Genomic DNA, 784 nt, shown 5'->3' with positions numbered 1-784 from the left:
CTCTAGGACATGCTCATTGCACAATTCGGGTTTATAGTGCCAGACGGCAAAATAAAAGACGTCCCCCCAGGGATGAACCCGACCCCTTACGGAGCGCGCAATGCAGACTTGGTTCCCGCAGATCAAACCCCACGCCCGGCACGATCTGGCTGTCGATGACACCCACACGCTGTACGTCGACGAAAGTGGCTCCCCCGAAGGTTTGCCCGTTGTCTTCATCCATGGTGGCCCTGGTGCCGGTTGTGATGCCCAGAGCCGCTGCTATTTCGACCCGAACCTGTACCGCATCGTTACGTTCGACCAGCGTGGTTGCGGGCGCTCCACCCCGCGCGCCAGCCTGGAAAACAACACCACTTGGGACCTGGTCGCCGACCTAGAGCGCATCCGCGAGCACCTGGGCATCGACAAGTGGGTACTGTTCGGCGGTTCCTGGGGCTCGACCCTGGCCCTGGCCTACGCGCAAACCCATCCGGAGCGGGTGCTCGGCCTGATTGTGCGCGGCATTTTCCTGGCACGTCCGCAGGACATTCACTGGTTTTATCAGGAAGGGGCGAGCCGCCTGTTCCCTGATTACTGGCAGGACTACCTCGCGCCGATCCCGCCGGAAGAGCGCCACGACATGATCGCGGCCTACCACAAGCGCCTCACCGGCAACGATCAGATCGCCCAGATGCACGCGGCCAAGGCCTGGTCCGGCTGGGAAGGGCGCATGCTTGGCCTGTGCCAAAAAAAAAAAGTAACAAAAACAGCTGAGAGACCGCTGCTCGCGCGTCGCTGTACTCCA

Annotated in this window: 1 protein-coding gene; it reads left to right on the top strand. The window is 61.4% G+C overall.

Translation table 11 applies throughout. The features are described 5' to 3' along the window. Positions 1–100: 100 nt before the first annotated feature. Positions 101–784: prolyl aminopeptidase (pip, locus tag OMK64_RS21370; RefSeq protein WP_272730124.1), on the top strand; the 684-nt coding region annotated here is incomplete at its 3' end.

The organism is Cellulomonas fimi (assembly GCF_028527925.1).
Lineage (GTDB): Bacteria > Actinomycetota > Actinomycetes > Actinomycetales > Cellulomonadaceae > Cellulomonas > Cellulomonas fimi_C.
This window is presented reverse-complemented; position numbering and strand designations above follow the sequence as displayed.